The 26,665-nt window shown below is 44.9% G+C and carries 23 protein-coding genes and 1 pseudogene; 11 read left to right on the top strand and 13 right to left on the bottom strand.

Features of this window, described 5'->3' with window-relative positions:
* From fmdA to urtA, 6 genes are all read right to left on the bottom strand, one after another.
* A complete protein-coding gene (fmdA, locus tag F5971_RS08630; protein ID WP_193494728.1) occupies window positions 1-1,233 on the bottom strand; it encodes a formamidase in 1,233 nt (410 codons plus the stop codon).
* A gap of 238 nt (window positions 1,234-1,471) precedes the next feature.
* Window positions 1,472-2,161: an urea ABC transporter ATP-binding subunit UrtE gene (urtE, locus tag F5971_RS08625; protein ID WP_193494727.1), complete on the bottom strand. Its 690-nt coding sequence runs from the start codon at window positions 2,159-2,161 to the stop codon at window positions 1,472-1,474.
* A gap of 30 nt (window positions 2,162-2,191) precedes the next feature.
* Window positions 2,192-2,944: an urea ABC transporter ATP-binding protein UrtD gene (gene urtD / locus F5971_RS08620; RefSeq protein ID WP_193494726.1), complete on the bottom strand. Its 753-nt coding sequence runs from the start codon at window positions 2,942-2,944 to the stop codon at window positions 2,192-2,194.
* On the bottom strand, window positions 2,941-4,104 hold the full coding sequence (gene urtC, locus F5971_RS08615) for an urea ABC transporter permease subunit UrtC (RefSeq protein WP_246187784.1): 1,164 nt from the start codon (window positions 4,102-4,104) through the stop codon (window positions 2,941-2,943). Before urtC ends, urtD begins: the two co-directional genes overlap by 4 nt.
* Window positions 4,105-4,115: 11 nt before the next feature.
* Complete coding sequence (urtB, locus tag F5971_RS08610; protein ID WP_193494724.1) at window positions 4,116-5,042, bottom strand: urea ABC transporter permease subunit UrtB; 927 nt, start codon at window positions 5,040-5,042, stop codon at window positions 4,116-4,118.
* 80 nt (window positions 5,043-5,122) lie between these two features.
* Entirely contained in the window at window positions 5,123-6,394 is a 1,272-nt protein-coding gene (urtA, locus tag F5971_RS08605) for an urea ABC transporter substrate-binding protein (RefSeq protein ID WP_193494723.1), read from the bottom strand.
* 277 nt (window positions 6,395-6,671) lie between these two features.
* Between urtA and F5971_RS08600 the strand changes: the two genes are divergently transcribed.
* The 3 genes from F5971_RS08600 to F5971_RS08590 all read left to right on the top strand — a co-directional run bounded on the left by F5971_RS08600 (window position 6,672) and on the right by F5971_RS08590 (window position 12,492).
* Complete coding sequence (locus F5971_RS08600) at window positions 6,672-10,052, top strand: hybrid sensor histidine kinase/response regulator (RefSeq protein WP_193494722.1); 3,381 nt, start codon at window positions 6,672-6,674, stop codon at window positions 10,050-10,052.
* Window positions 10,039-10,956: a response regulator transcription factor gene (locus F5971_RS08595; protein ID WP_193494721.1), complete on the top strand. Its 918-nt coding sequence runs from the start codon at window positions 10,039-10,041 to the stop codon at window positions 10,954-10,956. The genes F5971_RS08600 and F5971_RS08595 overlap by 14 nt, the downstream gene beginning before the upstream one ends.
* 261 nt (window positions 10,957-11,217) lie before the next feature.
* Window positions 11,218-12,492, top strand: coding sequence for a DUF3422 domain-containing protein (locus F5971_RS08590; protein ID WP_036511191.1), 1,275 nt, complete (start codon window positions 11,218-11,220; stop codon window positions 12,490-12,492).
* A 22-nt stretch (window positions 12,493-12,514) separates the two neighbouring features.
* On the opposite strand, the gene F5971_RS08585 is transcribed toward F5971_RS08590, so the two are convergent.
* On the bottom strand, window positions 12,515-12,820 hold the full coding sequence (locus F5971_RS08585) for an MGMT family protein (RefSeq protein WP_202806858.1): 306 nt from the start codon (window positions 12,818-12,820) through the stop codon (window positions 12,515-12,517).
* 35 nt (window positions 12,821-12,855) lie between these two features.
* Window positions 12,856-14,271, bottom strand: coding sequence for an aminotransferase-like domain-containing protein (locus F5971_RS08580; protein ID WP_246187781.1), 1,416 nt, complete (start codon window positions 14,269-14,271; stop codon window positions 12,856-12,858).
* Window positions 14,272-14,377: 106 nt separating this feature from the next.
* Here F5971_RS08580 and ccoG point away from each other — a divergent pair, with 106 nt between their 5' ends.
* Window positions 14,378-15,754: a cytochrome c oxidase accessory protein CcoG gene (gene ccoG, locus F5971_RS08575; protein WP_036511182.1), complete on the top strand. Its 1,377-nt coding sequence runs from the start codon at window positions 14,378-14,380 to the stop codon at window positions 15,752-15,754.
* A gap of 69 nt (window positions 15,755-15,823) precedes the next feature.
* On the opposite strand, the pseudogene F5971_RS18515 reads toward ccoG, so the two are convergent.
* Window positions 15,824-16,156: pseudogene (locus F5971_RS18515) on the bottom strand (transposase zinc-binding domain-containing protein); the annotation flags it as partial.
* 139 nt (window positions 16,157-16,295) lie between these two features.
* Here F5971_RS18515 and F5971_RS08570 point away from each other — a divergent pair.
* The 4 genes from F5971_RS08570 to F5971_RS08555 are packed head-to-tail and all read left to right on the top strand — an operon-like array spanning window position 16,296 to window position 18,939.
* Window positions 16,296-16,880 (top strand): DarT ssDNA thymidine ADP-ribosyltransferase family protein, encoded by a 585-nt coding sequence (locus F5971_RS08570; protein WP_193494719.1) that lies wholly within the window; start codon window positions 16,296-16,298, stop codon window positions 16,878-16,880.
* Window positions 16,873-17,523, top strand: coding sequence for a type II toxin-antitoxin system toxin DNA ADP-ribosyl transferase DarT (darT, locus tag F5971_RS08565; RefSeq protein ID WP_036511179.1), 651 nt, complete (start codon window positions 16,873-16,875; stop codon window positions 17,521-17,523). The genes F5971_RS08570 and darT overlap by 8 nt, the downstream gene beginning before the upstream one ends.
* The gene (darG, locus tag F5971_RS08560; RefSeq protein WP_036511176.1) at window positions 17,523-18,590 is read left to right on the top strand and encodes a type II toxin-antitoxin system antitoxin DNA ADP-ribosyl glycohydrolase DarG; all 1,068 of its coding nucleotides are present in this window, start codon (window positions 17,523-17,525) and stop codon (window positions 18,588-18,590) included. The genes darT and darG overlap by 1 nt, the downstream gene beginning before the upstream one ends.
* 13 nt (window positions 18,591-18,603) lie before the next feature.
* The gene (locus F5971_RS08555) at window positions 18,604-18,939 is read left to right on the top strand and encodes a 4a-hydroxytetrahydrobiopterin dehydratase (RefSeq protein WP_223116294.1); all 336 of its coding nucleotides are present in this window, start codon (window positions 18,604-18,606) and stop codon (window positions 18,937-18,939) included.
* 3 nt (window positions 18,940-18,942) lie between these two features.
* On the opposite strand, the gene F5971_RS08550 is transcribed toward F5971_RS08555, so the two are convergent.
* The 3 genes from F5971_RS08550 to F5971_RS08540 form a co-directional block, all read right to left on the bottom strand.
* The gene (locus F5971_RS08550; RefSeq protein WP_036511170.1) at window positions 18,943-19,251 is read right to left on the bottom strand and encodes a PepSY domain-containing protein; all 309 of its coding nucleotides are present in this window, start codon (window positions 19,249-19,251) and stop codon (window positions 18,943-18,945) included.
* Between the two features lie 72 nt (window positions 19,252-19,323).
* Window positions 19,324-20,793, bottom strand: coding sequence for a GGDEF domain-containing protein (locus F5971_RS08545; protein ID WP_193494718.1), 1,470 nt, complete (start codon window positions 20,791-20,793; stop codon window positions 19,324-19,326).
* Window positions 20,794-20,929: 136 nt separating this feature from the next.
* Window positions 20,930-21,907: a helix-turn-helix domain-containing protein gene (locus F5971_RS08540; protein ID WP_036511167.1), complete on the bottom strand. Its 978-nt coding sequence runs from the start codon at window positions 21,905-21,907 to the stop codon at window positions 20,930-20,932.
* Window positions 21,908-22,236: 329 nt separating this feature from the next.
* Here F5971_RS08540 and F5971_RS08535 point away from each other — a divergent pair, with 329 nt between their 5' ends.
* The 3 genes from F5971_RS08535 (at window position 22,237) to F5971_RS08525 (ending at window position 25,762) form a co-directional block, all read left to right on the top strand.
* Window positions 22,237-23,592, top strand: a complete 1,356-nt coding sequence (locus F5971_RS08535; protein WP_036511164.1) for an ammonium transporter — start codon at window positions 22,237-22,239, stop codon at window positions 23,590-23,592.
* Window positions 23,593-23,631: 39 nt separating this feature from the next.
* Window positions 23,632-23,802 carry a hypothetical protein gene (locus F5971_RS08530; protein ID WP_193494717.1) on the top strand — a complete coding sequence of 57 codons (171 nt, stop codon included), beginning with the start codon at window positions 23,632-23,634 and terminating at the stop codon, window positions 23,800-23,802.
* Window positions 23,803-24,208: 406 nt separating this feature from the next.
* On the top strand, window positions 24,209-25,762 hold the full coding sequence (locus tag F5971_RS08525) for a methyl-accepting chemotaxis protein (RefSeq protein WP_193494716.1): 1,554 nt from the start codon (window positions 24,209-24,211) through the stop codon (window positions 25,760-25,762).
* 72 nt (window positions 25,763-25,834) lie between these two features.
* Here F5971_RS08525 and F5971_RS08520 read toward each other — a convergent pair whose 3' ends face one another.
* Window positions 25,835-26,428, bottom strand: coding sequence for a YitT family protein (locus F5971_RS08520; protein WP_036511159.1), 594 nt, complete (start codon window positions 26,426-26,428; stop codon window positions 25,835-25,837).
* Window positions 26,429-26,665 lie beyond the last annotated feature (237 nt).

Raw genomic sequence — 26,665 nt, 5'->3', positions numbered from 1 at the left:
TTATTCCTTATCTTTAGAAAGCGGTATATCTACAGAAGATGTCACTTTATTTTCAGGTCCTGATGCGTTGGGGTTAATATCAAAGTCAAAAATACCCGTCGGCAACCATAATGTCGCGCAAGCGTTGGGGATGTCGACAACTCCGCTAATGTGTCCCTCTACCGGAGCACAACCCAGAATAGCATATGCTTGGGCTCGACTGTAACCGAACTTTGTCAGGTACTCAATGGCATTTAAACACGCCTGACGATAGGCAACATGGACATCAAGATAATGCTGTTTACCTTGTTCATCAACCGAGATACCCTCAAAAATAACATAATCGTCATAACGCGGTTTAATCGGACTCGGTTTAAAAATAGGGTTTTTAATCCCATATTTTGACATACCATCTTTAATTAAATTAACGCGTATATGAATCCAGCCAGCCATTTCGATTGCGCCACAAAAAGTAATTTCACCATCGCCCTGACTGAAGTGGAGATCACCTACCGAAAGGCCTCCACCCTTTACGTACACGGGGAAGTATACTTTTGAGCCTCTCGACAAGTCTTTAATATCGCAGTTTCCACCATGCTCACGTGGAGGAACTGTCCGTGCCCCTTCCATGGCCGCTTTTTGTTTTTCATCTCCCTGCAATCGTCCCATATGAGCTGTTTCGGCATAGGGCAAACATGCAAGTGCAGGAACTCGATCCGGATCGGTGGCTACAATTTCAGCTTCGCGTTTATTCCACTCATCTAGCATTTCTTTAGATGGTAAACAGCCAATCAGGCCAGGGTGAATTAAGCCTGCAAATTCGACATTAGGGATATGTCGGGACTTAGTAAACATGCCATTAAAATCCCAAATCGATTTTTGTGCTTCAGGAAAATGCTCAGTTAAAAATCCACCGCCATTTTGTTTTGAAAAAAATCCATTAAATCCCCATTGACTGTCACTAAATGCCCCAATATCAAGAATATCAACTTCCAGTAAATCTCCTGGCTCACACCCCTCTACACCAATCGGTCCCGATAAGAAATGCACCTGACTTAAATCAACATCACGCACATCGTCTGCACTGTCATTATTTTCTATTTGTCCACCTGTCCAGTCGTAGCATTCGATAATGAAATCATCACCTGGTTTCACCATAGCTACCATCGGAATATCCGGATGCCAACGGTTATGAACCTGATCATTTTCATAAGGGGATATGTTCAAATCAATTTTGATAAGGGTGTCTGCCATCTTCGTAACTCCTCAGCGAATAATAAGGTCGAATCAAAATCTACGTACCTACTATTGATGAAACGTTTGAGTGCAACAATTCGTGAAATAACTCACTTACCTACGTTAAATGACGTAGGTGCCTACAAACTTACAAAGTCCAGGTATCACTAAAAAAAAATCGAAGCACATAACCTATTCTCAGAATTATGCGCTTCGACTGAAACAAGACAAAAGGCTCTTTAAAAACAGCGGAGGCTCACACCGCTAAATAGGAGGCAACCTTCGCCTCATCGACGCTACTGCGCAACTCTTCATGCACTATCTCCCCTTTTTCTATCACCAGAATGCGATCTGCAATATCTAATGCAAACTTAAGCACTTGCTCGGAGACAATAATCGATAAACCTCGTTGATCACGAATCAGCTTTAAGGTACGCGCCATCTCACTGATGATAGACGGTTGGATCCCTTCTGTCGGCTCATCGAGTAAAAGCAATTTCGGATCACTGGCGAGTGCTCTAGCGATAGCCAACTGCTGCTGTTGACCACCCGACAGATTCCCTCCTCGCCGTGATCTCATTTCCAACAATACAGGAAATAAATCATATAAATCGGACGGTACCGTCCGCTTATTCGTTGTGGTCAGTCCGGTTTCGATATTCTCTCTCACCGTCATGGTTGAGAAAATCATGCGACCTTGTGGAACATAACCCATTCCCGCTTTCACTCGATCATGGCTTTTTAAATGAAATACCTCCTTTCCATCCAGTTCAATACTACCCTGCTTGCTAGGTATCACCCCCATCAACGACTTCATTAAAGTAGTTTTGCCCATGCCATTTCGCCCCATAATGGCAACAATTTCATTGCGCCCCAGGGTAAAGTTCATGTTTTTAATAATCTCGCTTTGCCCATACGCAACCGAAAAGTCTGCCACCTTCAACATGATTGTGCCTCACTCGTGTCATGATCTACATTAATGACCCAGATATACCTCTATCACTTTTGGGTCGCTTTTAACTTTTTCTGGGGAGCCTTCTGCCAAAATCTGGCCTTGATGCAAAACGGTGACCTTGTCGGCAATTTCGGCGACAAACTGCATATCATGCTCAATCACAATCATAGTTTGCTGCTTCGCTATTTCCTTGAGTAACAGCGCCGTTTGCTGGCGTTCCGAAACAGACATACCAGCAACAGGTTCATCCAGCATCAGCAATTGTGGCTCTTGTATGAGAAGCATACCGATTTCTAACCACTGTTTTTGTCCGTGGCTTAATAAGTCAGCCTGTACATCTAATTGATCGGATAAGTAAATTCGACCTGCGATCTCCTGTATTTTATTGATCACCGTTTCGGTCCTCTTAAAACCGAGACTACCAAACACACTTCGTCCCTTGGGATAGGAGATTTCTAGATTTTCAAATACGGTTAGATCAGAGTATACCGATGGGTTTTGGAATTTTCGCCCAACTCCCACCTTCACAATTTCGTGTTCTTTTAAACGCGTAATTTCTTTGTTCTTAAAGCGAATGGACCCATCTGTTGATTTCGTGCGTCCACAAATCAAATCCAGCACCGTCGTTTTACCGGCACCATTAGGCCCAATAATGACCCTGATTTCGTTTTCATCAACGTAAAAGCTCAAATTATTAACGGCTTTAAAGCCATCAAATGACACGGTTAACCCTTCAACGGCGAGTAGAAAATCTGTGTTTGAGCCTTCAGTCATGACACTACTCCTTGTTTAACAATAGGGATTGAGGTGTAAATCTCCTGATTTTGTTTTTCGTGGCCTAAAAGGCGATTTAACATCTCATCCACTTTAGGCGCTAACCATGTGGAGTACACACCCGCTAAACCATTGGGCAATCCCAATACAATCCCGATAAAGATCAACCCCATCGCAAACAACCAAAGCTCTGGAAACGTTTCACCAAACGTGGTTTTGGCAATATTGACTAATAGCGCGCCGTATACGGCACCGACTAATGACAACCGCCCCCCTACTGCACAGAAAATAACCATTTCAATGGAAGGAACCACGCCCACAAAACTAGGAGACATAAATCCTTCTTGCAGAGTGAACATTGCACCACCAATGCCAGAAAATGCAGCACCAACGACAAAGACAAAGGTTTTAAAGTTGGCAATGTCATATCCTGAAAAACGAACACGGTCCTCCTGCCCACGCATGGCAATCAGAATACGACCTGTCTTACTTTTTTTAATAAACTGAGCTATAAGAAGACAGACAAACAGCAAAAAGACACACAAGAAATAAAACACATAATTAGCAACATCGGTATGTATGTCCCAGCCTTTTAATGTGCGTAAGTCCGTAATGCCATTAATCCCCCCTGTCAAACCCTGCTGGCCAATAATCAGAATGGTAAGAATGGCTGCAATTGATTGTGTTATAATGGCAAAATACACCCCGCCCACGCGTCGTTTAAACATCGCGACACCAATCAGATAGGCGACAATCGATGGCAACACAACAATGGCAATAATGGCAAATGTCAGACTGTAAAACGGCTCCCAAAACCAGGGCAGTTCGGTGATCCGGTTCCAATCCATAAAGTCTGGGATCCCAGGCGTCGTTTGAATAAGCGTGTTTTGCGGTGAGGAGGCCTCTAGTTTTAAATACATGGCCATTGCATACCCACCAAGACCGTAAAAAATTCCCTGCCCCAAACTCAGGATTCCACCGTATCCCCAACAGAGGACTAAGCCGACGGCCACAAACGCGAAGCTCAGGTATTTCCCCACTTGATTCAGGCGCATTACATCCAGAGATAAAGGCAATAGTACCAATAACACAAGCGCCAGCACGGCAAAGGAAAGAGCCTCTTGCCGTGTTAGATAATCTTTCATATGATTAAAAGGCATCATAGTCTCTCCTATCGACGAACTTTCAAGCTAAAGAGGCCTTGAGGTCTGAACATTAAAATCATCACAACAATTAACAAGGTTAAGACCTTCGCCATTGATCCGCCCATGAAGAACTCAAGAATGGACTGAGATTGTGAAATACTGAATGCTGACGCCACCGTACCGAGTAAACTACCTGCACCGCCAAAAACAACGACTAAGAAGGTATCGACAATATATAACTGACCAGAACTTGGCCCCGTTGAACCAATCATTGTAAATGCACTGCCTGCAACGCCAGCAATACCGCAGCCCAAAGCGAATGTCATTCGGTCTACCTTCGCACTGTTAATTCCAACGGCACCCGCCATTTGACGATTTTGCACCACGGCTCTCACTTGCATCCCCCAACGAGATCGATACATTAACGTGATGACAAAAACGGTCGCAGCCAAAGCTAGACACATCACAAAAATGCCATTGATGGGTACTTCAATCATGTCAGTCAGCTGGTAAGAGCCCATTAGCCAATCGGGAATGACGACACCCACTTCACGCGCACCAAAAATGGATCGATATGCTTGCTGTAGAATCAAACTTAATCCCCAAGTTGCCAACAAGGTATCGAGCGGGCGGTGATATAGAAAACGAATCATGCTCCACTCAACAAGAGCACCAAGAAGTGCTGCAGCAAAGAAAGCAAAAACAATCGCAAAGAAAAAATAAGCGCCAAACAAGTCTGGAGCATGAGTTGAAAATAGAGTGGAGGTTAAATACGTTACATAGGCACCGAGAATCATAAACTCCCCATGCGCCATATTAATAACGCCCATTTGCCCAAAAATAATGGCCAACCCTAGGGCCATTAAAATAAAAACCGCAAATAAGATAAGGCCGGCAAAGCCTTGCATGGCAAAAATAGCCATGAGTTCAGCTGTTGAAAAGTCTGAGAACATAGCCCTTACTCCAGAAGAGAGAATTTCAATGATCGACGGAGACTAGGCTCACCACACGCAAGGTGGCGAGCCTAGATATACTATTGATAGCCTGCTGGAAAGGGATTTGGCTCCATCAAATCATCGGTTTCATACACCACCTTAAACTGACCATCTCGTTGGGCTTCGCCAATACGAGTTTTTGACCATAAATGATGATTCTCATGAATGCGAACATAGCCTTCTGGAGCAGTGGTCAGTTCAACACCTGGCGATGCCTCTCTCACTTTATCCACATCAAAAGACCCCGCAGCCTCAACGGCGGCCTTCCATAGCCAAGGTCCCAAGTACGCTGCTTGAGTAACGTCCCCTATAACTGCATTTTCTCCCCATCTCTCTTTGAACGCTTTTACAAAGGCATCATTATTCTCATTATCTAAACTCTGGAAATACTTCATGGAGGCATATGCGCCTTCAATATTTTCACCACCAATACCCAATATTTCGTCTTCGGTAACTGAAATAGTCAGTAGAGTAAAATCTTCTTTACTCATATCGAGGCCCGCAGCCTTTAATTGCCGATAAAACGCAACGTTAGAACCGCCAACAACAGAAGCAAACACCACATCCGGCTTACGCAAACGAATTCGATTAATGACTGAGTTAAAACTGGTATGACCTAGAGGAAAGTAGTCTTCACCAACCACACTCCCACCGAGGTGTTGTTCGATGTGAATTCGCGCAATTTTGTTAGAGGTTCTTGGCCAAATATAATCAGAGCCAATCAGGTAGAAACTTTTTGCGCTTTTTTCGTTACTGATCCAGTCCAATCCAGCTAAAATCTGTTGAGTGGCTTCTTGACCTGTATAGATGACATTTGGCGACTGCTCTAGCCCCTCATAAAACGTGGGGTAATATAGCATTCCATTAAAGCGTTCAAAGATCGGCAGCACCGCTTTTCGAGATGCCGAAGTCCAACAACCAAACACTGCCGCCACATTATCCTGTCTTAAAAGCTTTCTTGAACGATCCGCAAACGTCGGCCAGTCACTCGCGCCATCTTCTTGTATGTACTGAATTTGACGCCCAAGAACCCCTCCCATGGCATTAATTTGCTCAATTGCTAGAATTTCCGCTTGAACAGAACCTTCTTCACTGATTGCCATGGTTCCAGTAATCGAGTGTAGAATCCCAACAGTAACGGTGTCATCCGTCACAGCAAGCCCTGTTGTATTGACGTCTGCTGTGGCAGGCTTATCCGCCAACGCCATCATAGGTGTGGTGGATAGCATCACTGCCGCACTAATCGCTGCAGCAAGAAAGTGCCTTCTATTAAGTTTGAAACCTTTACCTAAATCCTTAGACTGAGCCATTTTGACACCTCGTTTAAACTGAACCTTCAGACTTCGAACACTGATTTTTGCCCTTGTCACCTACTGAGTCATTTTTAAACAGAGCCAATGTACCTGCCCATTCGACAAACACCCCACCTATCTACGTCATTTAACGCATAGCAAGAATCTCAGGAAATAGATACAAGGAATAGCAAACGGGCACAGTTCTTGAATACTGAAGATGAGCCCAGTTTAAGAAAGACATGATTTTTTAATTCAGCACATGTTTGTGCTCTTTGGATGAGGTAAGTGCTAGGTGTCGACGAAGCAGCATATTTTTCGTGTGAGACGCAATTACAATCAGTGGGTTGCGAATGAAACACTGGAAGATTATGCATTACGCTTTACTGCCAAAAAGGTCAGGCGGTGGTCCCTAAGCTGGGTTGCAGCAACCGCCTTGGGCGCTATTTCATTTTTAGCACTAGAGGCCATTGGCGGTGCTCTTACTCTTCAATACGGATTTTACAACACCCTTTATGCTGCTTTATCGGTCGGCCTAATCATTTTTTTAACAGCCATTCCCATTAGTTACTATGCTGCAAAATATGGTGTTGACAGTGATCTGCTCACACGAGGAGCAGGCTTTGGCTATCTTGGCTCAACCATCACTTCATTAATTTACGCTTCTTTCACCTTCATTTTTTTTGCCATAGAAGCTGCAATTATGGCGATGGCTTTAGAAATTTTGTTTAGCATCCCACTTGCGTTAGGCTATATTCTTTCCGCACTTGCCATTATTCCATTGGTCACCCATGGCATTTCTTTAATCAGCCGTTTCCAGATTTGGACACAACCTTTATGGATTTTTTTACAACTTGCTCCCTTCGTTTTTATTTTATGGAAAGATATTGAATCCGTTGAAAACTGGACACAGTTTTCAGGATATGCCCAATCCAGCCATGAATTTAATATTGTATTTTTTGGTGCCGCTTGTGCTGTTATCTTTGCACTGATTGCACAGATTGGCGAACAAGTTGATTTCTTGCGCTTTCTACCCGAACCCAATCGCCAATCAAAACGTGCTTGGTGGGGTGCGGTCCTAATGGGAGGACCTGGCTGGATTATCATCGGCATCATTAAAATAATGGCTGGCTCTTTTTTAGCCGTCCTAGCCCTTCAGCATGGTGTTGCACCTTCATCTGCTTCAGACCCTACACATATGTATAGAGTTGCCTTTGGTTATATCACCCATTCCCCAGAAATTAATCTAGCGGCGGCTGGTATTTTTGTTATCTTATGCCAAGTGAAAATTAACGTCACAAACGCCTATGCAGGATCTATTGCTTGGTCAAACTTTTTTTCGCGCTTAACGCACAGTCATCCAGGACGGGTTGTTTGGTTAGTCTTTAACGTATGCATTGCTCTACTGGTCATGCAGTTAGGGGTTTACAAAGCACTAGAAGAAACCTTAGGCCACTACGCGCTGATCGCAATAGCTTGGGCAGGCGCACTCGTTGCCGACCTTGTCATCAACAAGCCTTTAGGACTTTCACCGAAGCATATCGAATTTAAAAGAGCTCACCTATATGACATTAATCCTGTTGGAGTGGGAGCAATGCTTATCGCCAGCATTATAGGCGCTATTTGTTTTTCAGGTGTTTTGGGGGGTGTCGCTCAAGCCTTAGCTCATTTTATCACCTTAGGCGTGGCCCTATTAACGGCCCCCCTCATTGCGTGGAAAACGCAGGGGCGTTATTACCTTGCTCGCCCTACCCACCTTATTGCTACAGACCAACCTGACTCCATCTGTTGTATTTGTGAAAACAAACTTGATATTGAAGACTTGGCATTTTGCCCAGCCTATAAAGGCGTAATCTGCTCTCTTTGTTGCTCTCTAGATGCACGTTGCGGTGATTCATGCAAAGAAAATGCTCGCTATACCGAACAAATACGAGGTTTTTTCCTCGCTGTTGTTCCAGCAAAGTGGATACCGCGACTAGGGGGACGAATTGGGCACTTTCTTTCTCTGATGTTACTGATAAATTCGGTCACTGGTTTTTTATTATTACTCACTCTTAGCCAAGCACAAACACCGGATGCCGAAACCCATTCACTATTAGGAGCCGTCTTACTGCAGGTATTCTTCATACTGCTCATCATCACCGGAGTCATTAGTTGGTTGTTCGTTTTAGCACATGAGAGTCGACACGTTGCTCAAGAGGAATCGAATCGACAAACTCAACTGTTATTAGAGGAAATCGAAGCACATGAGAAAACAGATTTAGCTCTACAGAAAGCCAAAGAGCTAGCAGAGGCAGCAAACCTTGCAAAAAGTAAGTATTTGACGGGTATCAGTCATGAATTACGCTCGCCATTAAACGCAGTCATGGGCTATGCCCAACTCTTACACCAAGACCCTAAAATACCCGCCGAAAGAAGAGAAGCTCTACTCGTTATCCGCCGCAGCAGTGAATACTTAGCTGACCTGATTGAAGGCTTATTGGACATTTCTAAGATAGAAGCGGGCAAGCTTGATTTGCAGTCTAATATCGTTCGAATTGACTTACTGCTTGATCAAATTGTGCATATGTTTCGACTTCAAGCTCAAGAAAAGGGTCTAGGTTTTTCCTTTCACTGCCCCTACGCACTACCACACTATGTCAAAACAGATGAAAAACGCTTGCGACAAATTCTAATCAACCTGCTATCCAACGCCATTAAATACACCGATAAGGGCCAAGTAAGTCTGACCGTCAGATATCGAAATGAGGTCGCAGAGTTTAAGATTGAAGATACAGGCGAAGGTATCGCAACTCAGGATATAGAACGTATATTTATGCCGTTTGAGCGCATCAGATCTGCTCACTCAAATGCAACAGGTACTGGTTTAGGGCTTACCATCACTAAACTACTCTGTGAAATTCTGGGTGGTGACATCAATGTGCAAAGCCAATTAGGCTGTGGCAGTGTGTTTAAAGTTTCATTGCTGCTGTCCAGCATTCGGCAAGTGGTTGATCAACCCTCTGCTCAATTCGATAAACCAGTTAGGGGCTACACTGGAAACTGCAAGCATCTACTCGTGATTGATGACGAAACATCTCATCGACAGTTGATGCGTAGCATACTCGAACCGATAGGCTTCAAAATCAGCGAGTTGAGCAACCCACTCTTAGCATTGGACTACCTCAAATCGAACACAGTTGATCTTATTTTCTTGGACTTAAGCATGCCTTACATGAACGGCTGGGAGCTCCTTCAAACACTCCGCGACGCCAATGTACGTGTGCCGATCATCATCATTTCAGCCAATGCTATGACAAATGATCCCTGTCCAAGCGATGGCTCAATGAACATGCTCCATGATGCATTCATCAAAAAACCAATACAGTTACATGAACTTATAGAAAAAATCGGACAGCTTATCAACATTCAATGGCTCTATGACACTCACGACTACCCGCTGCCAAAGCAAACAATAGATTGCACACTACCCTTATCAAGCCTCGCCCAACAGGATGAAATTCTTCGATTAGCCTCAATCGGCCATCGTAAAGGATTGTTAAAACTACTTTATGAATTAAAACAGTCCGATACAGAAAATGGGACCTTCTATAAAACATTAATTGGACACGCCGAGAACTTTCAATTCGAACAAGTCAAAACCTATGTACAGGAGTGGGTAGATGAAATCCCGTGAAACGCCCTCAACAACCGTTCTTATTGTTGACGACTCTCTCGATACGATTCGAATGCTCAATGATGTACTTGAAGATGCCGGAATGACAGTATTGGTCGCCTTGGAGGGTACTCAAGCGTTAACAATTACACAGAGTATTGTTCCTGATGTGATTCTACTGGACGCTATCATGCCCAATATGGATGGCTTTGAGGTTTGTCGAATTATGAAAGAGCGACCCACACTCGAAGATATCCCTATTATTTTTATGACGGGTCTTTCCGACACTGAGCATGTGGTAATGGGGCTTAACGCAGGCGGCGTGGACTATGTCACAAAACCAATCAACACAAGCGAGTTACTCGCGCGAATCCAGGTTCATTTGACCAATGCTCGTATTACGCAAAGTGCACGTATGGCATTAGATAAAACAGGGCAATTTATTTTTGCAGTCAATGCACTAGGCTCTTTGATTTGGGCGACACCTCAGGTGAAGTTAAAGCTTTTAAAAGAAAACCAGCAACAAGTTCCCATAACCCGCACCCTAGAAGCCAAGCTACCTTTATGGCTAGAGCATTTACCTCAGCCAGGACATACTATTCGACTGAAAGATGATGTAGGACCCGGAGTGGAGTTTTTGGCCAAACTTTCAGCTGATGAGTTTCTACTTCGCTTAATTGATGTGGATAGCTCAGAACAAGCCACCGATAAATTGAAACATCATTTTCCAATCACTACTCGAGAAGCCGATGTCCTTTTGTGGATTGCTAAGGGTAAAACCAACCGTGAAATAGGGTTGATTTTAGAAATGAGTCCGCGCACCGTCAATAAGCATCTTGAGCAAATTTTTAAGAAACTCGGCGTTGAAAATAGAACCTCAGCAGCAGCCTATGCTATCCGCTGTTTAGCAGAGTTAACGCTTTAAACTGAATTTCGAGACATGAACTGATTATCCTCTATCCATCAACAGATGCACCAAAAACATGCAAATATCATAAGCAACGTGCTAATGAAGGATTTGATTGAAAATACTCTCCATGCCAGAAGACAAACATTGACTCCATTTAAATAATTTGTCATCCATTTTTACTAGTCTTAGTAAACTAAAGTCAACTGGCACACAAACTGCAATCTTCCCAAACAACTCACAATACATACAGTCTTCTTAGCCACAAAGAGGTGTGCAATGGAAAGTCTATCGAGTCGCAGTCACCCATTGCGAGATGTCCTAGATAAAGAGCTTCAACAACGGACGTTCCCACCCATCAGCACTCCCTGTAGCCTCTGCCACTTTACCCTAACAGTCGACCCCGCCTCGCGGGCGTTGGAATTACAGCTGATGCAACAACTCTCAGCACAATTGGGCCAAGTCCTTGCTGACACAGCACAGGATATAACCCTACCACTTTATGGCCAATGGCTGCGCTGGGAACGTCACGGTGAGTTTTCGAGTTATACATTTATTCGTACAGGTGCGAACCAACCCTGGTTTGATGACCCATTGGATTTTTTACCTGCCCGCGATTGGTTTAACGGCATTCCCGGTCAAATTTTTCGCATTATTCAGCTCACCGTACTCCCTGAAGAACAATCCCTGCCTGATGCCGAAATAGCCATGCTCTTTAATCCTGAGAACTGCATTAGTAGCCATCTGGCCGCGGGTAAAGCACGGATCTGGACTGACTTTCAAAAGCACGCTGAGGGCGCCGGCCGAATGCTGCTGATCAATAAGGGATTATCGGCTTCGGCCTTGGGACGTTTGGCGCAGCAGTTATTCGACTTAGGCAACTACCGAAAATTATCGTTACTGGGCTGGCCCGTGTCACGGCAAAGCTTGCTCAAGCTCAATCAATTAGAACAAGATCTTGCGTGTTTAACGCAGCGAATTGAACAAGAGCCCCACAATGACGAGCAGTTACTCAATGAGATCACTCAACTGGCCGCCGCGACGGAACGATTAATTGCTGAAAATAACTCGCGCTTGCAAGCAACCGCCGCTTATTATCAACTGACATTGGATCGTTTAAAAGCACTGGAAGAACAAGCGATTGATGATCAGCTTTCACTGCAAGACTTCACCGCACGTCGACTGACTCCAGCCTTTCGTACCAGTGAATCCGTGCAATTCCGGCAAAACAGTTTATCAGGGCGATTGGGCCGCTCCACTGAACTCCTCAGGACGCGTATTAATCTAAAACTGGAGCAGCAAAACCAACAGTTACTGCTCTCAATGGAGCAAAAGGCGAAGTTACAGTTAAAATTACAACAAATGGTCGAAGGCTTCTCATTTGTTGCTATTAGCTATTATGCAATACAAGTTGGACATAAAATGTTAGATGCTTTGGCCTATTGGCTTCCGGGGATTAACTTACCTTTATGGCAGGCCGTGAGCGTTCCCGTTCTGGTGTCAGGTGTTGTTATCTTATTAAACTGGCTCAGTCGGCGGGTCAAAAAACACTAACATTCAGACGCTAACGGCCCTATTAACTCGACTGTAAAACACGACGCACTTTGCTTCCGTCCAAACGCCAGCCTTCGGCTTCTAAGCGCGCTTTTTGCTGAGCAAAACTGGCTGACTCTGGAGGAAAAGACAGGCGTCCTTGAGCATTAATCACCCGGTGCCAAGGCAGTTGCGAATCGTCCGGTAATTGCTTTAAAACAGCGCCCACATAACGTGCATGGCCAGGGTAACCGCAGAGTCTTGCAATCTGACCATAACTCATCACTTCCCCCTCAGGTATCGAATACACCACTTGCCAAATAATATCTTTGAGGGTCTGTGACGGCATACTCACCTCTTTCATTCACCGATTAATAAGGACGCTCATTTAAACAAGAGCGTTTTCAGTCGCGCAAGCGCCTGTAGGCGCTGTTTATTCCAAGGATGAGCAAAACTTAATCGTAAACAATTGGCATAACGTCCCGATATAGAAAAGAGTGGTCCAGGTGTGATCACAATTCCCTGACGCAAAGCCTCCGAATAGGCATTCAGTGTATTCACGGCCTCCGGTAACTCTAACCAGATGGATAACCCGCCCAGCGGACGACTGATTGTCATCGGCTGAATGGGCCACTCATTTAAAGACATCATTAATTGATCTCGCCGCCTTTGCAAGACTTGACGCTGACGTCGAAGATGAGCCGCAAACCCTCCTTCCGCCATAAAATGTGCAACCCCTTGCTGTAAAAAGCGACTGTTGGCCAGCTGTGTCACAACCTTGAGCTGTTGTATCTGTTGATGCCAACGCCCTCCACAAATCCAGCCTATTCGCAAATCACGCGATACACTTTTCGAAAATGAACTGCATAAAATCACACGCCCCGACGTATCTAAGGCTTTTAAGGGGGCTGGAATCTCACCCAATGCTGTGTCAGCATAGATATCATCTTCAATCACAACCACATCATGACGCTCTGCTAAGTCCAACAATCTACGCTGTCTGTCGATAGGCATGAGCGCACCACTGGGCGTCGAGAAGGCTGGAGCAACCACACAGGCACGAATAGGCCAGCGTTGCAGCATCGTCTCCAACGCTTCCATATCCATACCATGATTGACAGAGCTGGGCACCTCAATCACCTGCAACCCCAATGTCTCCAGCAATTGCAACACGCCATAAAAGCCTGGAGACTCCACCGCCACAATATCACCCGGCTGGCAACTGGCCATCAAGGCTAAAAATAACCCCTGCTGTGTTCCAGATGTAATGCAGAGTTCATCACTTTCCACTCGCCAGCCACGCCGCGCTTGATGAATCGACAATTGAGATCGTAACCCCGCATCACCCGCTGGCGAGTCATAATACTGACTTTCCTGAGTGTTTTGTTGCCGTAGCGCGCGGGCAATCGACCGATTTAATGTGCGAATTCCCGGTGATTCCTCCAGCGTTGGGCTTGATGGCAATAGATCAAATGCGGCACTGCGCTGCATAATATCCAGAAACAGATCACTCACATTTGCCAAACGCGGCACATCGAGTATGTTATGAGACTGAGCTGCCTTGGGAGGGTTGACATGATAGGTGACAAAATACCCGGACTTAGGTCGTGCCTCTATCCATCCTTGTGCCTCTAAATGCATCAGCGCATGCAACACTGTCGCCTTAGACACCTGATGAAGCTGGCATAAACGACGAATAGAGGGCAGTTTTTCTCCCAAGCGCCAGCGCTTCTGTTCAATCCCTTCAAACAACCAAGCCTCGACTTGTTGATAACGATAGCGCAAAGGAGAACGTGACACGGGCAAGCCCCTCATCTGTACCTATAAATATTAATTTATTTATACCTGATATGGACAGATAGGCAAGTGTATTCTGCATCCAATTAAACTGTTCGGATGTGCCGCCATGGATAAAATCCACGCTGTTCAAATCAATACGCCCAGCTATGCCAAGGATGGAAAGCTCCATGTTCGCCTCACGAAGGGCTATTTTCAGAATGTGCGACGCCTGACCAGCTGGCCGTTAATTGTGCTGTTTTTTTTAGTTGTCTGGTTAGAGTGGGAAGGAACGCCATTGCTGCTTTTTTCGTTCGAGCAGCGTCAGATACTTTTTTTTGGAACTCAACTCTCGTGGCATGACTTACCATTATTAGCGGGAATCATGATTGCAGGTGCCAGTTTGCTGTTCTTCGCCGCTGTGGCGTGGGGGCGTGTTTGGTGTGGATTTGCCTGCCCACAAAGCATCTGGACCTGGATTTTTATTCGGATCGAAGATTGGATAGAAGGACCCGCTCAGCAGCGTTCGCGCCGCGAAAAACGCGCACTCACCCTGAATGACTCTCTTAGACGCATCACCAAGCATCTGCTATGGATAGGTGTCGCTAGCCTAACCTCTATCACCTTCACAGGTTACTTTATTCCTATTCGTGATTTAGTCAGCCCTGACGTATTTCAATCATCAACGACCTTAGGTTGGCTGATCATCATGGCCACATTAACCTATTTGAATGCGGGCTTAGTCCGCGAAAAAATTTGTTTACATGCCTGTCCTTATTCACGCTTCCAGGCGGTAATGTTTGATCAGCACACACGAACCGTAACCTATGATATTGAACGCGGGGAACCTAGAGGCAAACGCCGTCAAGTGGAAGCTCTACAAGATCCCATTGGGGATTGTGTTGACTGTGGAATCTGCGTGCAGGTTTGTCCTACGGGGGTTGATATTCGTGAAGGGTTGCAAGCAGCCTGCATTGACTGTGCGGCCTGCATTGATGCGTGTGACAGTGTCATGCAAACCTTAGAGCGACCCAAAGGACTCATTCGTTTTGCGTCAGAAGTCCAACTGCAAAAGCAGCCATCCCCCCTGATTCGCCCTCGACTCGTTGGCTATGGTGCAGTTATGTTGGTTGCGATGAGTGCGGTACTATTGGGCTTTTCTACCAAAGAAAACCTGCGAGTTGATATTGCCCGTGATCGAGGCCCCTTATTCATGCAGCTTGATGAGCGTACCTTCTGTAATCTTTACAATGTGAAGGTTGAACGTTTTCATCCCGATTTACGCAACGTCAGTATTCGCCTGACGGACCCCACCTTATTTGAACTTTTTGGCCCCACTCAGTTGGACTTAACAGACCAAAATGCACAGTGGATCGCCTATCGAGTGTGTTCTGATCAAATCAGCTCACCACGAGCTGAGGTCGGCTTTCTGGTTGAAGGACATGGAATGAGTCGGCAATTAAATACGTCCTTTTTCACCCGTTCACTTGATTTTCAAAACCATTAAGCAACACTTGAAAGGCACTGTACACTTACGACTGCGACTACTGTCGGCCCGATACAAAACGTCTTAGCCGACCAGTAGTGCCGCATTTTCTGCCTTACGTCTGGCACTACGTCTGGGGCAAAAGCTGCGCCGTTTACAGCTGAAGGCGGCCACACTCTCGTGATGGAAATCCTCTCAGCATATGCGTAAGAAACCATACTCTAGGCGGCCACACTGGAAAAATATTCGAATTCCTGCTGAATATAGCGGGGGAGATGTTGCCCCTTTGCCTCTAGCAAGACTTTGAAAGCTGGATAGTGCGCTCAATCAGTGTTAGAGAAGCGTTTGCTCGGGTTGGTGACGTTCGTAACCCTTTGTTTAAGTGAGCGATTGGCTCGCCTTGGCGTTCTTTATCAGTGACATGGGTATCTTCCGCTGATAGTATGTTTGGTTACTAGATGGTTGACTGGATAGTTCGACTAAGTGAAAGGAGTGCATAAATGAGTAACCTAGACCAGTGCGAGTGCGTCAGTCAAAATCGTATTGTTCAGTGGGGGTACTGATGCCGCAAAATGGAAAACTGCTTTATCACTTAACGGCATTGGATAATCTGGAATCAATTCTCCAAAACGGATTGCAATCTCGCGCAGCTTTACAAGAAAATAAGTTTGAAGATGTCGCGGATAGCGAGATTTTAAAATCGCGCCAACAGCATGGCTTAGATCAGTTCGTCCCGTTTCATTTTTTTGCAAAAAATCCTTTTGATTATGGTGTTCAGAGAACTCATCATGATAAGAATTTTGTGCTGGTAACGGTGCATCGAACGGTCGCGCAAGCAAATAAATGGAAGGTTATAGCAAGGCACCCTTTAGCCGAAGAGGGTTATGAAATTTTTGATTATGATGACGGAATTGCTGTAATAGATTGGGCGCTGATTGCAAAAAGAGACTACAACGACCGAGCATGCAAAGTTGCTTGTATGGCTGAGTGTTTATCTCCAAGCACTGTACCTGCTGAAAAAATATTTAGTGTATATGTGAAGACTGAGGCAGCTAGGGTAGTTGTAAAGGATTGGGCTGATAAGTATAAGGTTGTGCGTCACATCAATCTGCAGAGCCACATGTTTGCGGGTGAAGTGAATGTATGACTATAGTAAAACCCTCAACCCTCAAAAAGCCCTGATCTGGCGTATTGTTCATCGCGATAATATCCCCTGGATTTTGGATAATGGCCTACACTGTGGGAATAGTAGCGTGCAGGCGCCCAATTGGGTGCATATTGGTAACCCTGAGTTGATTGATAAGCGTGCAGCCCATCTTGTACCTGTCGGATTAGGTGGCTTTTTGAGTGATTATGTACCGTTTTATTTCACCCCTTTTTCACCGATGATGAAAAACATCCATAGTGGTTATGGTGGCATTCGGCAGCGTCAGAACGATGAAATTGTAATTCTGGTGTCTAACCTCTATCGGGCCCGGGAGTTGGGTTTACCTTTTGTATTCTCTGATGGCCATGCCTATTATGCATGGTCTAATTTTTATACGGACTTGATCGATTTAGACAAAATCGACTGGCGTATCATTCAGTCGCGAGACTTCAGGCGTGACCCTGACGATCCGGCAAAATTTGAGCGTTATCAGGCTGAGGCGTTGGTGCATAAGCATTGTCCTGTCCATGCGTTGGCAGGAATGGTTTGTTACACTGAAAGTACGAAAAGTAAACTGGATGGATGGCTGCAAGAGCGCGGTTTAACCATGCCAGTGTTTGCAAGAGCAAGGTGGTATTTCTAATGATTCATTACACACAAGGCAACTTGCTAGAAGCCGACGTCGATGCATTGGTTAATACCGTGAATACCGTCGGAGTAATGGGCAAAGGTATCGCGCTGATGTTCAAAGAGCGCTTTCCTAACAACACGCAGGCCTATGCCAAAGCATGTAAAGCTGGTGAAGTGTTTACTGGTAAGATGTTTGTCACAGAGACTGGTGAATTGATGGGGCCAAAGTGGATCATCAACTTTCCCACCAAACAGCATTGGCGCGCCAACTCCAAAATGGAGTGGGTAGAAGAAGGACTAAAAGACTTACGCAATTTCATTGCTGAATCCCGTGTTAAATCCATCGCCATCCCACCCTTGGGTGCAGGCAATGGTGGTCTAGCCTGGCAAGAAGTGAAGCCGAAAATTGAACTTATGTTGGCTGATTTGGCTGATGTTGAAATTTGGGTATTCGAGCCGACTGAAAAATATCAAAACGTCGCAAAGAAAGTAGGCGTAAAGAAGTTAACGCCTGCACGAGCTATGGTTGCTGAACTTGTCAGGCGATATTGGATTTTGGGTATGGAATGTAGTCTGTTAGAAATCCAAAAGCTGGCCTGGTTCTTACAGCGTGTAATTGAAGCGCAAGGCCTTAAAAACGAGTTAAAGCTCAATTTCGAAGCCAGAAATTATGGCCCTTATGCCAATAATCTAGAACACTTGTTAAATGCGTTGGACGGTAGCTACTTAAAATCTGACAAGCGTATTCCCGATAGCGACCCTATGGATGTGATCGCCTTTAATGATGCTCAAAAGCAGCAAGTTGAAGTTTATCTCAATAGTGAAGGTAAAGACTTTTTACCTGCATTGGAAAAGGCTAGCGAGATGATTGACGGCTTTGAGTCTCCCTTTGGCATGGAGTTGCTTTCCACTGTTGATTGGTTATTAGTGAAAGAAGGCTGTCAGCCTACACTAGCTTCGATTAAAACTGGCCTCGTTAACTGGCCAGCAGGTAAGAAATGGGCTGATAGAAAGCTTAAATTGTTTGATGATAAGAGCCTACAAATTGCAATAGATCGTTTGCAACTAGTTTCACTATAAAAGGAGCATTGATGTGTCAAACACTTGCGATTACTGTCGGTCGGATGCAAAACGCCTAACTCAAGAAGAGGCCGAGCACGAACTCAAGTCATTAATTGGCTGGTCATTGATTGCTGAAAATCAGGAAAGGTTAATGCTACAACGCCAATTCCCCTTTCCGGATTTTGCCAGCGCACTTCATTTTACGAACCAAGTTGGAGAGTTCGCGGAACAGGTCGGTCATCACCCCGACCTATACACCGCATGGGGAAACGTGACGGTTGTTTGGTATACCCACAAGATTAAAGGGGTTCAAGTGGGTGATTTTTTATGTGCAAAAGAAACGGATCGTATCTATAGCCAAGGCTAAGACTTAATCATCCTTCTCACGTTTCAGAATATCACCCGAGATGGCATCGACCTCAACATCCCACTCCACACCCATGGCGTCACGAATTTCAACTTTGTAAATGTAACGACCGTATTTTGTTTCCAACTCCGTGTCCTTAATGGAGCCTGGCTGCACGGCCAACGCGATGTCGTTTAATTCATTTAAATGTTTAATCACGCCGGTTTCGACCAGTCTCAGAGCTTCATCTATGCGAACATCATCAGCCATTGCCGCACTTCCCATGATCAACAAACCCGCTACACAGGATTTATAAAACTGACTCTTTTTCATACAGATACCTTTCGTTTTTTAATCACGCTCAGATCGTTCTAATTGGGTTGGACACGCATTCCAGGATTAAGTTTATGCGGCAATCCTAATCAAATTTCGCCCACCCTGTTTAGCTTCATATAAGGCCATATCTGCGCGTTTCAAGAGATCTTTGCTGGTTTCATTTTGATTGAGCAAAACTAATCCGGCACTTAGTGTGGTTTGGATCGATTTGTCATTATCAACGGAAATACTCACTTGGGCACACAGTTGGCGGATACGGTCTGAACACACTTTCGCATCCTCTAAGCTTAGCCCAGGAAAAACAATGACAAACTCCTCACCGCCGTAACGGAAAAAAACGTCATAGGCACGTAGGGTTTGATTCAACTCTGTAGCCACTTTACTCAAGACCTGATCGCCAACATCGTGCCCATAGGAGTCGTTGATTTTCTTAAAATTATCAATATCAATTAATAAACAGGATAAGGGACTGTTTAAACGCGAGGCCTTATTGATTTCGATTTCCAATAGACTCATACCATAACGACGATTAAACACTCCTGTTAACCCATCGTATATGGCCTGTTTCCGTAATTCTTCTTCAACGGTCTTCAACCAATACCCCAGTATTAAGGAGACGATAATACCCGCGAGCGTAACCAAAATATTCGCCACAATGCCTGTGATGAGCCCTGTGCGGTTATACACCAACTCAATCACTTGATCTGGAGCCCCAAAGGACATCATATGCCCACGATTTTCCTGCAGAATATAGCGTGTGAGTGTATTCCAATTTACCAGTTCTAAGGATTGCCGAGTTTCTCGCACTCGGTTGGCTCTTGCCAACACGAAGGGTTCTATCTGCTCAGGATTGGACATAGAAAGCTCCCAACCTAAGCGATCGATAATTCGAATACTGTCAATCACATCATTGCTGAGTGCGATTCTCCGCCCCACCTGCACAGGGTCCAGTTTCTTCATATACTCAGCAATGACCTCTGGTTTGATGCCAAGCTCTAAAATCCACTCTTTATCTGGTGTCGGATAATAGCCATATTTACGAAAGAGTCCGGTCAAGGTCTCTCGGCTCATTCGATCAACAACGGGCACTCCTTCCGCTCGAATCGTTTCTAAATACTCATGAAAATCAGCCCACTGCGTTAAATCTAGACCTAAATCCTGCTCGATGGTTGAAAACTCAACAATTCCCTTGCTGTTGATGATATACACATCCATTGTATGGTTAAAACGCCCCTTTAATGCCATAAGATCAAGGTCACGTGGCGATTCTCCAGATGCATGATACGCTTGCATGAACTCGTCCAAACCATCCAACATTTGTCGATCAAATACTTTTTCAAGAATCTCTAAAGCGTCGTCGATTAATTGCAAAGAATGAATGACGTCTTGTTCAACTTGATTAATCATTTTTTCGAAGTCACTGGACATTCGAATGCCATTAAACACACCAATTAAAATTAAAATTGGAATGAATACACCCAGCATTAGACGTGTAATTCGATAGAGTGATGGGGTCGCTTTATTTGGCGCTGCTTGCATGAATAGGATATCTCGACGAATGTGTGGACTGTCCCTGATTTTTTGAACTCATAGACCAATTCCAGCCATGGCTCATTCGATTAAAAAATAATCGACTACCTTAATTCATCACCATGAATTATGCATCTATTTTTTGTCACTGAATGCGCTTTGTCATGGACGGACACTCACCAAATAATCGTTTGTAATCACTTGAAAATTGACTCAAATGCCAAAATCCCCATTCACTGGCAATTTCGCCCACCGCTCGCTGCGCATGGTTCGCCTGAAGCGCACGCCGAACAGCGTTCAAGCGAGACAAACGCAAGTATTGCAAAGGACTCATACCCAGCACTGTCATAAAGCTGTACTGAAGCGTGCGACGACTGACATTGGCCAACTCACAGAGTTCAGTTACCGAAATGGGCCTATCCTTGTTGTCGTGTAAATACCCCCTAACTTGATCGACCACTTTTTTTCGATGTTTGAATCCTGACGTTTGTGTACTCACCAGCGAATATTGATCAAAAATATCCAACAGCATCAGGCAAATCAAATCATACTGAAGATGATCCGGTGGCCTTAAATCACGCGATTTTAGCACATGATCCAATAAATACTGTGCTTGCTGTAATACCTTAGGAGGTAGCTGAATACGTGGTGTATCAAATAGTGCTTTTGGTAAGGCAATATCGTGACGATCGGCAATCGCATGAAAGTCAGATTGCGAAAGTACAATCCCAAATATTTCAAAGTGCTCAGGCGTTGTTAATTCAAAGGCAATGCCACCTGGACGGCAAATAATTTTGTTGTTCTCCACTTCCAAGCCATTCACGCGGCTTGTCGAAGATGTAGGTACGGGCAACCCCAGCCAAAATGAATCCGAGCACACTTCACAATCCTGTTGCAATGCCTGCTCAGTCTCTTCTTTAAAAACATGCACCCCCATTAGCGTCAACTCTGTCAATTTACCAAAAAACTCACCATCACTGATTTGATCATACTGCTGATGCCATGTTCTTAAGCTCTCAGCTTGCTGATTAACATCAAATGTCTCTATTACAGTAGGCGCACTGCCAGGTGTCCATTGTTGATATTTGGTCTGTTTTTGTGCGCTCTCATATTGATAGGACATTTTTTGCCTCCTTTTGGTGAAGCAGGTTACCAACCCAACATCAAAAAAACACAAATCATTGATATATAATAAATTTTACTTTGCCAAAATTTGTTAACGCCCCAACTTGAGCAATTGTTAAGCTAAAAAATCATTGAATACGGCTGTATTTAAAACCGAGATCACTGTGAATAACAACTGACCCTTCGTTTTCAGTTTAACGGTTTTAAATACAGCAAAAGCTGTGCCTTTTCATGATGACGCCAGAAAAGGCACGACTAAAGATTACGAAAAAAACGACTTCACCACTGACGAAATATCTAAATTGATAGACTGAGAGGATACATCCTATGGCCTTAGAAACACCGACGTTAGAAAGTCTGCAGGCAGCGCTGGATGCGCAGCAAGCCGTCTTTGCTATGCACCAGTCGATGAATATGGAAGTTTTTTACTGGTGGTGCACCGCCATCATGCTCATGATTCATGCAGGCTTTCTTGCGTATGAAATGGGCGCTTCACGCAGTAAAAATGCGCTCGCGGCGGGTATCAAAAACATATTAGCCTTGGCGACCATTATCCCAGCGTTTTACCTATTTGGCTGGTGGATATACAACGCGTTTCCGGGCGGTTTATTGCCAGCAAGCGTTCCAGAAGCGCTTCCTTGGTCGGACAGCATGGGCCCCAATATCAGTGATATGGAAACGGGCATTTTTTGGGGAGCCTTCGCTCTATTCGGCGCCACAACAGGATCAATTCTATCCGGTGCCGTTATTGAGCGCATTCGCGTCAGTGCCTTCCTCATCTTAACCATCACCGTGGGCAGTGTCGCTTGGATACTCGCAGGTGCTTGGGGCTGGCATCCAGATGGATGGCTACTCACACAACTGGGCTATCATGATGTGGGCGCATCGGGTGTTGTCCATGCCGTTGCGGGCTTCTTTACCTTGGGCGTTTTGATCAACTTGGGCGCACGCAAGGGTAAATTCATCAATGGCGTTGCTCAAACAATTGCACCACACAGCCTCCCCATGACCTTGATTGGGCTCATGATGATCATCTTCGGCTTCTTTGGATTTTTAGGCGGTTGCATTATTTTCAACGGCGGCGATATTGGCTGGACAACAATTTACAACACACCAACGAACCTGTCCGCGTTTGCCTTTAACACGCTGATGGGCTTTTCAGGTGGCGTGATTGGATGCTATGTCGCAACGCGTGATCCTTTTTGGACAATGTCTGGCGGACTGGTCGGTATCATCTCGGTTGCCGCTGGACTTGACCTCTACGACCCAGCGCTTGCCTTCATGATCGCAACCTGTATGGGTGTTCTGGCGGTTAAGTTTGCAAAAATTCTTGAAAACAAGGGCATCGATGATGCTGTAGGTGCTGTTGCGGTCCATGGATTCACTGGCTTTGTCGCCGTTATTCTTGTTGGTGTATTTGCAGGTGGCACTCCTAACGTTGATGGCAATCCCGCCATTTCTATCCAAGGACAGTCTATCGCGGCAATCGTAATGGCGCTGGTCGGCTTCATACCCGGTTACGCAATTTCTTTGCTTCTGAAAAAACTGAGCATGCTGCGTGTACCAGATGCCGTTGAAGACTTAGGCATAGATGAAGTGGAAATTTTAGCCAAACCCTATCCTGAAACCAGTGTTCCGGCCACTCGTCCAAGTGAAGTGCCCAATAAACTGGCCAATGTTTAGACATACTTTTTAAATAATGAATAACTGGAGAAAACCATTATGGGCGCATCAATTACAGAATGGGAAAATGCAGCCGCGTATTTTACATTTGCCGATAATCCTCTGGCACTGGTTTTATTTTCAATCGGAGTAGCCTCAATAATAATAGGGGTAATTGCATCGATTAAACACCATGAAGATAAGGCGTTTGATAAATATAAAGACAAATAATTTGGTCTGACCTATTTACACTAATCGTTCTTTTAAGCACCCGCTCTTATGTTTGAGGGCGGGTGCTTCAGTACGGCGATGGACAAATACGCTTACCCACCTGTCAACTCTGAAAGACAAAATACGTGCCTAGAACATACCTGTACTCGTCTACACGCGCTCACAGAGCAATAGTATCGGCATACAACTGTGTACTTTACTTATCTTAAACCTAAAGTACCCTTAGTAAATTTTCTCTATTCATTCTATAATGCACCCACACAAACACTTCTTTATTATCATCTGATAAACATAATTTTTATCATTTGCACCTAATTATTTTACGGTCTTTTTAATACCACATGATACAGAATAATTTTCCATCTTCTATGCTTACTACATCTGCAAACTTTTGAAGGATCAAGTGATGAGAAACAACGGCCCCACAACGCTAACTGAGAAGACCTTTCCTCAAGATGTCAGGCTTATTTCGGCAACCGATCTTAATGGCACCATCCTGCATTGCAATGATGCATTCATTGAGATCAGTGGTTTCTCTAAGGAGGAGCTGATCGGGCAGCCGCATAACTTGGTGCGACACCCCGACATGCCGCCCTTGGCCTACCAAATCATGTGGGAGCATTTAAAACAAGGAAAGCCTTGGATGGGGCTGGTTAAAAATCGCTGTAAAAACGGTGATTTTTATTGGGTCGATGCCTACATCACCCCAATCACAGAACAGGGAAAAGTGGTTGGTTATGAGTCTGTTCGTTCTTGCCCGTCTCGACAAGATGTTGAACGAGCCGATGCCTTGTATCAACGTATCAATGCTGGCAAAGGCGCCAAATTTACGCTTCCATTTAAGCCTGAAACCCTATTTATCGCCTTCGCCTTACTCATCACCGCTGTATTATTTGCCTACGGGTTTAAAGAAATCACACAGGCTATTTTATCCACATCCGTGATTATCTATGGTGTTGTCGTCACCTATCGTCAAAAGCATATGTTACGTTACTTGAATGAATTAACGGCCCATTCCTTTAAACACCCCCTCGCCGTGCAAAGTTATTCCGATCATCATGCTGACCTAGGGACTCTGAGCGTTGCCATTAAGAGTCAGCAAGCCCACTTAAACACGGTGCTCACCCGCATTGAAAATGCAGCGCAACTGGTGTCGAAAGAGTCTCAAAATGGGCTAAAACTCATGTCACACACCCATGCCGAAATTAATCGTCAGCACAGTGAAACAGAACTGGTTGCAACGGCCATGAACGAAATGAGCATGACGATTGCCGAAGTCTCAAATCATTTACAAAGCACAGCCACAGAAGCTGAAACAGCCAACCGACTGGCCAATGAAGGGCGAAGTGTCGCGCAAACGACGTTAAAAGCCATACAAGAACTGCGCGATACCGTCACCAATATCAGTCAGTCAGTTCTGGATGTGGCGGAGCAAACAAAACTCATTTCTGAAGCCGCACAGATCATTGAAAATATTGCAGAACAAACCAACCTCTTGGCATTGAATGCCGCCATTGAGGCGGCTCGTGCAGGCGAACAAGGCCGAGGGTTTGCGGTGGTCGCGGATGAAGTACGATCGCTGGCCAGCCGTACACAAGAGTCAACCAAAGAAATCTATAGCATCATCAAACAACTCACCACGGCGGCTGAAGACGCTGTGCGAGTGGCCGATTCTGGCCGAGAAGATGCGAACACAGGCATGCAGCGCGTTGCTGAAACCTCAGAGGTGTTAAACGGTATATCCGAAGCCATTAGTGTGATTGATAACATGACCACACAAATGGCGGCGGCGGTTGAAGAACAAGCCCATGTTGCTGAAGATATTAATCGCCAAGTGGTCAATATTTCGACCTTGGCACAAAGCAGCCAATCCAGTGCAGGCAGCGCCTATCACTCTGTCGAGCAACTGCAAAAAACATCCAATGAGCTCCATGAACTTGTTATTCGCTTTAAGCGTTAAGGAAACACAAACGGATTCAAGTTGGATCTGTCTCTAAACAAAAAACGCCAGTCATCACTGGCGTTTTTCATATCAGGATACTGGTTTAACAATCGCCCACACTGGTGGCCGATGATAACGCCCCACCACTGAACTTAACAATAAAAATGCAACCAGTGAATAGGCCACCTGACTGAGTTCAAAAAACACCAATGCACAGATTAAAACACAACAGTCACCCACGAGTGTCGTCTTACCTGCATGAATCGAAAAGCGTCGTTCAAGATACACAGCCAGAATATTTAACCCACCCAGCGATGCATTGTGACGGAAGAGGATAATCAAACCGAACCCCACTAACATCCCACCTAAAATTGCTGCCATCAAGGGATCAATTTCGATGTGAATAAAACGATGCATAAGCTCAGACATGACGGATAAAAGGCTGATGCTGCAAAACGTCCGCAAGGTAAAGGCCAAGCCCAATGTCCGAGCCGCCAGTACGTAAAAAGGAAGGTTCAGAAGAAAGAAAAGCTGTCCAAATGACAGATCCGTTAAGCGTGTTAAAATCATGCCCATGCCTGCGGTACCACTGATTAACAAGCCGGAAGCATTAAGTAGATGAACGCCAAGCGCAACTAACAGACAGCCCTCAAAAATTGAGAGCCAACGATGGGTAGTACTCATAACAAATCCTCACTATTCACCTCAGCTTATGGCTGATCGGGTATAGAGATTAATAAAAGAGCTTCTTGTGGAAGCCAAAGGGTTGCATAGACTGCAAAGTAATGGCTGCATAATACATACCAATTGTGAAAAATAGCAGTATGACATGAAAAAAGAGCAGAAAATGGGAGGTTGAAGCGAATGATGGGGGTTTTATACGAGCGACCTTGGTGCAAAACTGGCTTTCTAGTAGGGTAA

Source organism: Nitrincola alkalisediminis (assembly GCF_009821115.1).
Taxonomy (GTDB): Bacteria; Pseudomonadota; Gammaproteobacteria; order Pseudomonadales; family Balneatricaceae; genus Nitrincola; species Nitrincola alkalisediminis.
This window is presented reverse-complemented; position numbering and strand designations above follow the sequence as displayed.